A 6,421-nucleotide genomic window follows, 5' to 3' on the forward strand; every position below is an offset into this window, starting at 1 on the left:
ATACAGCTCATCGTGTACGTCTCGCAGCAGACCTATCCTCTGTGGGTGTTGCGGCTGCGCTGACGTGCCATAAGTGAGTCTATCGAACAGCGCCTGAATTGCGGTCGCAAGATGGTAGTACCCATCAGCCGTCGTAGGCTGTCCCGCGGCTTTTTCGATAATCAATCTGTCCTCATTCCAATCAAGCGACAAAGGTTCGTGGACCGTTACTAACAATGATTGTGGATCGCTCGATTTTTTCATGTAGCTCTTAACTCCCTGTTTGATTGATTGCGTACCCATTTCGGGACAGCTGTGACGTCGCGCTAGCATGATTCTGTAGGTGCCCCCTAGGTAGACGTTATAGTGGCACGTTGAACTGCCACGTGCTAGCCGAGGCGGTTGCCGGTGTATGGACCCGATGCTGACCCTACCCATGGATCTCTCAGACTCGGCATCCGTCTAGTCTGAGAAGGCGCGATGGGGCGAACGCAATCAGTGACGAAAGACTGCTTTCGACCCATAGCGGTCGTTGGCCTATGTCGACTAACGGCCATAAATAGTCGACAGCGAACTGCGTAACTGGGCTGATCGGTACACAAACGGACGCCATCAACATCGTCACCTAAAATGTCGCCTCGTCTGTTACAAGAGCGGTCGTTTTTGCGATTGCAGATTCGCGAAGTTGATCCGGAGAGAAGTCGTGCCACCAGAGTTTGGTCAATACTGGGTCGTAGACCCATGGATGATCAAGCACCTCATGCGGCTTAAGCCGGCGACCTCGCAGAAAGATGTGCTGCTCTTCATTGGGAACGGTCGGGGGCCAGTAGACGCCAAAGTGCCGAATATTCATGTGCTCATAGACCTTGGCCACTTGAGGCGCTCCGCCAATATCTCTAAATTTCTCGGATGAGAGCACTTCGAAAAACGCCTCTGCCGGCACCATGTCGAGTTTTCGGCGCCTTACTTTACTTAGCTTGAGAATATCGGACATCCGTCGGACAATCGCTTTAACAGGTTCCTCGTCGCCTACGTATGCTACCAACTCTCCGCCGTAAGACTTGGGATGAGTCGGTACAAATTTATTAATTTTTGGCTGGAATTCAATCCGTCGGACAAAGAAGTCCTTCCTGCGCGCTGAATAGCCTGCAAAGACAAACGAGCACTCCGGGACCGCCATGGAAGGATGGGCGGTATCTGTCACGAAGGAGAGCGAGTCATTCAGCATCTGGAGGATCTGATCGCATAAGTCCGCTACGTCGACGACTCGATCCCGCAAGTTAATGAATGACTCTACATATGAGGAGATTTGGGCAATTAATGGGTATGTCCAAGAGGTGTCTCCAGCGAACGCAATAATAGCGTCACTTCGACCAACACCAAATATCTTGGGGCCATAGTCCCAAATTCTTCCACCACTAAGCCTGCTGTCAGACAGCATCCAAAGTTCACGACCAGTGTGGGTCTTTCTAGTCCAAGCTACTACGAGTGTCATGAGCGACTCCAGTCAAGAGGTTCACTAGTATCTCATGTTAGTTGAGCGAGTCCAAAGGAGCGCGACATGAAGGTCTCTTACTGGAGATCAGCCAGCAAAAGGCTAGCGTTATGAACGCTGTTTCAGCCATTAAGATTATTTAACTCGCCCCACCTTGATAGACACTAGATGACTGCTATTAGCCGTTAGCTGATCTTTTTGAAGGGCTGCTTTGGGTCGAAAGCTGCCAGTCGTAGATGGCTGCTTACGACCCAAACCGGCCGTTCGTAGGCGCAGAGACCGGCCAGAAGCTGCCGTTGAGGATAGCTTCAAGGTCACGCAGCCATATCCATACCCATACCCGCCTATTTGGACGCATAATCTCCACGGGCAGCCATAACGAGAGGCTACTTTATGGCGACAGACCTCGGGCTATAACCTGGAGTTTGCATGACCTAGGTTTTGGAGAAGCGTCTGCACGTCTCCTACAAAGGTACCTTCAAGCGCTGAAACTTTGGCGAATTGCATCGGCACGACGCCACCTACGATAAGACATGAGCGAATCCTTGGGGACTCGATACCTGTATAGCGCCCTAGCTGTGTTAATCCTTGTTGAAGGCGATCCACGCGCATGAGGTGACGTAGTAGCTTGTCTGGCTTACCTTTCTTTCGCTCCCCTTTGTAATCCGAAAGCAATGCAGCGATTTCCGAGTAATTTCTGCGGAAGGTAAGGTCCTTGCACTCAATAACCAGTACTTCTGTCCTGCCATTGTGCCAAGCCAGCACATCGACATCTCCGTAGGCGCGTTCCAGTTTTTGTTTGAGAATCGCTGAAAGTTCGATGTTCTCTATCGCTTGCCAGCCAGCAGACCGGAGCGTCTGTGCGACCTCTGCATTGAAGGTATGGCCCTCGTTGGCCTTACCCCACCATGCGTCGCGCATCTCTGGGGTGGTGAAGAAGTCTTGGTCGATCGTTCCGGCATGGGCGCCGCGGAGCACGTTAAAAAAGCCACGACGCACGAGCGAAGGTGAAACCAGATATATCGGATCTTCGTTCAGGTCCAACTGGATTATGGGACGACTTACCACAGAGAGCCGACGGCCAAATCTCCAGGGTAAGATGTCCCGCCCTTTGAAGCCACTGGGTGGCGTACTCCAAGACTGCCGCGTGGCCAAGGCGAAGCGGTCAAGGAAGTGGAGTGCTGCTGGCAGTTTAGTGGCGCTAACTAGTACGTTTAATAACTGACTTTTTTTCAAAGTTAGTACCGCTTCTTGTTTGACGATACCATCGTTTTCGAGGGCATCTAGCATTTTTCGGCCGTCGTCAATGGTGAACCCCATTTCCGTATTCCAAGCGCGGAGGAACTCATCCTCTAAAAGATGAGCCGTGGAGTCCAAGGTCAATGGAGCACTATAATACTGGTCATGGCCGGGTGCTGATCGAACGTAGCGGTCGCCCATGACTGTACTGAGCATAGGGTTTACCACAGCCTCAGCAAACGCGTCGGCCAGTAAGATCTCCCCTAGTGGCGAAATTTTCAGCCGCGGCTCCAAAGCGCCATAGTAGATGCCATCGGACCAGCTGCCCAGGCGGTTTAACAGGGATATCTCAGCGAACAGAGCTTCAATTTCCAGGTTTGAGGGATTTCGGCCATCGCCTAAGGGGCACGCACAAATGGCCATTTCAATCAGAATTCGGCTGCATATCTGCGTAGCCGCCAAGGCCGACAGCTGTTCGACGACAGTGCAGCGCGTGGCAGGTGTGTCACCATGCAAACCGAGTATAGCGGCGGAGGTTCGTTTCCAATGCTGCTCTTCAGCCTCTCCGACTGCGTGATTGACCAGTAAGCGTTTGGTCAGCTCGTAGCGATTCAGAGTTTGCAGTTGAGCGATCACGTGCTCGACCCGCTTGTCGACCAAAGCATTTAGGAATGCACGGCATTCAGCGTCCCCTTCGATGTGATTGGCCCCCTCGTGAACCGTCCACCCAAGGCCAAGCCGCAGCATGGCGCTATCAATTTCGTCGCAAATAAGAGGTTTGGCCGGTAGGGTGTCCCGGACATAGTCAGTAAAGGCGTGAGCATGCATGCGGTGAAAATGCCGGCCGCGATCATTCGGCACGGCGCGAGCCAAGATCTCGCTAGCCACAGCGCTCATAGGTGCTTTCGCTACCAGCGCAGCTAACGCCTGGACCGTGATTTTGGTAAGTGTATGTTCGGCAATATTCAGCGTACTTTGAAATGCATGAACATAACCTGGCAAGAAGGTTATGGTTGCCTCGTGAGCCGACGTGCTTTGAAAACGGACAAGCGTATTGAGATCTTGGGGGATCTCAGCGTCGTAGCGCTCAAACTCTTTTTGTGAGTCCTCAAAGCAAAATAACAGCGAGTATGTGGCGGATAGAGGAGCGAGTTCTTCCGTAGCATCGACGATGCGGGCCACGCGCGCGATGAGCATTTCCCAAAGCCTGTACACCAGATCGCGTGAAGTGAATGCCGGGGCAGCGAGGCGTACCCAAATGGTGGGCTTGCCCAAGCAGGCAGCAACTAGTTCACCCTGCTGTAGCGCGGTCAAGGAAACATAGATGCGGGAATCTGCGGCGTTCGGGAAGTACGGTTTTTTTTGTAAGCGCTCCACATAATGAGCTGTTCCACTGCTTTCCTTTTGTACGTGAAAATCACGCGTATAATCCGCTCGCGCGCGTATGTCACGTAAGAGGTTGAGAGGTGGAGAAATCACCAGTGGGGATTCTGGACTGACTCTCCCTTCTTCCAGCTGCGCATGGGGTATCAGATGCCCGTCATTCAATTCGACCCAGCCGATCAAATTCACGACACCGTTGAGGTTTAAGATTTCAACCCCTGCCGGATGTAGGGCGTCTACGGACTTCTGTAGACGCCAGAACCGCCTGATCACCATGGAATCAAGATCGCTTAACCGGATCAGGTCGGCCAGCGCAATAGTTTCACACTTCCAGCGCGAGTCTTCTATGTGTGGAACTTTAATACCCATCCCTTTGCCCCAACCACAAAGTACGAATAGGTGGATGCCTGCCTGGAAAGAGTTATTTGCTTGAGCTAACGACGCCGTGACGGCCACTTGAAGATCTCGCGTCATGCTGTCACGCGGAGCCGCCATATATTTGAAGCCGCCATCTCGATGGATCACTATTGACGGCAAAATAAAATGCATTACTAGAAGGTGCCCGTGGTCGAACTCAATCATAGCACTGGCATATTGGTCGACTCCTGAAGAACGCCAATGCACCGGACAGCCCGAAAAAGTGCCAAACAACTGGGTCTCGAAGATCTTACGGCTTAAAAGCTTGGCATAATTTCGGTTGAAGTTTTGTACCTGACCGGTCGCCAATACGTACGCAATCACGTGATCACGCAAAGCGATCGATATCGAGGTAGGCAGCATTACGATGAGTCCATCGGCCGTCTCCAACAGAGGCTGACGGTCAAGTTGACTCAGTCCCGGCTCATGCGTTCGCAACACTTCGCAATCCACGTCAATATTAAGAAAAGGCTCCAGATCCTTACGCTGGACCCCTCTAGACCTCAGGACGTCGAATGCTAAAAAGGCACGTTGCTGGAGTTCAAACGACTGAGGTAGATCTTCAACAACCAACTGGGCCATGATCTTATCTGAACCAGTCTGGTACCGGGTCAGGCCTGATTGCTTACAGACCTCATCCGCGACGACTAAGAGTGCTCGTACCTCCTTGCAAAGACGAGTGTAATGAGGCGTGTTAGGCATCCCTGACAGCAGGTGTACGCAGCATTGAGTGTAGAAACCTGCGTTCTCCCAGAGGCCTTCGAGAAGTAGAAAGTCTTCCTGATCATCCGCTACCAAGGTCACGAAAACATCTTCAGCTGCGTCCTCCCCCGAAGTCGCCTCGGATTCATCAATCATTTCAAACCATCTAGCAGCATCCACCAGTTCGGGTTGTTTCACACCACGTGCATGCACGAAAGCCAATGCAACCAGCAACTCCAAGCGCAATGTATTTGACTGGTAATCGGGATGCGTAAGCAGTCCGGCCAGCAGCGCAAGGCTGGCGCGTTGTTCAAACATCTTCAGATCCATTATTAAATCTGGAACAACGCTCTCCACCTCAGACAGGGGCAGGTGGAGTGATGCCCATCGCATCCGCTTGGCAAAAAGCTCTTCCAAGGCTTTCTTATCGATCGAAGGGGATACATCCGGTGTAGTTTCCATCTAGCGCCCTTTGTTTTGCCCATAACTGTCGTGCAGGTCACGTTAATGACGGTGCAGTCATGCCATCATGCCATCCTCCAAGGCACACTACAGTATCGCCAGCATGGTTTGCTGCATCTGATGCCACAGAACCTCTGCGTGACCTATAGGATCCTGAGAAATTTCTTCGTTAGGATCTTCCCTCATACGCATGGCCGGGACATCTTCATGGAAGGTGCAGCCGTTCACGACCGGCAGCCTCTGGCCGTTTGCTGCTCCCCACGAACGACTGCTTTGGGTTGAGTGCGATCATCTACTACCGGCTTCTTTTTGACCCATATAGCGGACGACTCATGCCTTGGAATGGCGCGGTGTCGGACGTGTTTGCCTTTAAATCTACATCCCTCAACGATCAAGTGCCGCTTGCGCGGTGCGTTGGGACCAATAGCAAGGCGAGCTCCTAGGGTGCCCGGTAAAGCGACACTGCCCTGAACGCATAGCCCGAAGAAACTCCTCACTATTTTGGTATCCTGCAGCCAACCGAGTCGGCCCAGATGGCGGAGGCATGAAGGCATGATGGCATAAGTGGCGCGTCGGGGATGCCTGAGGCTTTCAGCACGATACCTGGCATTGGCATGAATGACCGTGCCAAGCTGCAGGAGATATGGACGGACTTTGATCGCGAGGCACAATCATGGCACCTGGTCGACCCCACAGAGTGGATGCAGAGCCGATAGCAAATTTTGAAAGGATCAGAAAGGCGCT

Annotated in this window: 3 protein-coding genes; all 3 read right to left on the minus strand. The window is 52.4% G+C overall.

What is annotated here, in order from left to right; all coding sequences use genetic code 11:
- Positions 1 to 243: hypothetical protein (locus ACEWE8_RS25695; protein WP_395589432.1), on the minus strand; the 243-nt coding region annotated here is incomplete at its 3' end.
- 361 nt (positions 244 to 604) lie between these two features.
- Positions 605 to 1,474: a hypothetical protein gene (locus tag ACEWE8_RS25700; protein WP_367904235.1), complete on the minus strand. Its 870-nt coding sequence runs from the start codon at positions 1,472 to 1,474 to the stop codon at positions 605 to 607.
- Positions 1,475 to 1,885: 411 nt separating this feature from the next.
- Complete coding sequence (locus tag ACEWE8_RS25705) at positions 1,886 to 5,677, minus strand: hypothetical protein (protein ID WP_052750487.1); 3,792 nt, start codon at positions 5,675 to 5,677, stop codon at positions 1,886 to 1,888.
- Between the last annotated feature and the right edge of the window lie 744 nt (positions 5,678 to 6,421).

This window comes from Pseudomonas sp. TR47, assembly GCF_044143025.1.
GTDB classification, from domain to species: Bacteria; Pseudomonadota; Gammaproteobacteria; order Pseudomonadales; family Pseudomonadaceae; genus Aquipseudomonas; species Aquipseudomonas putida_E.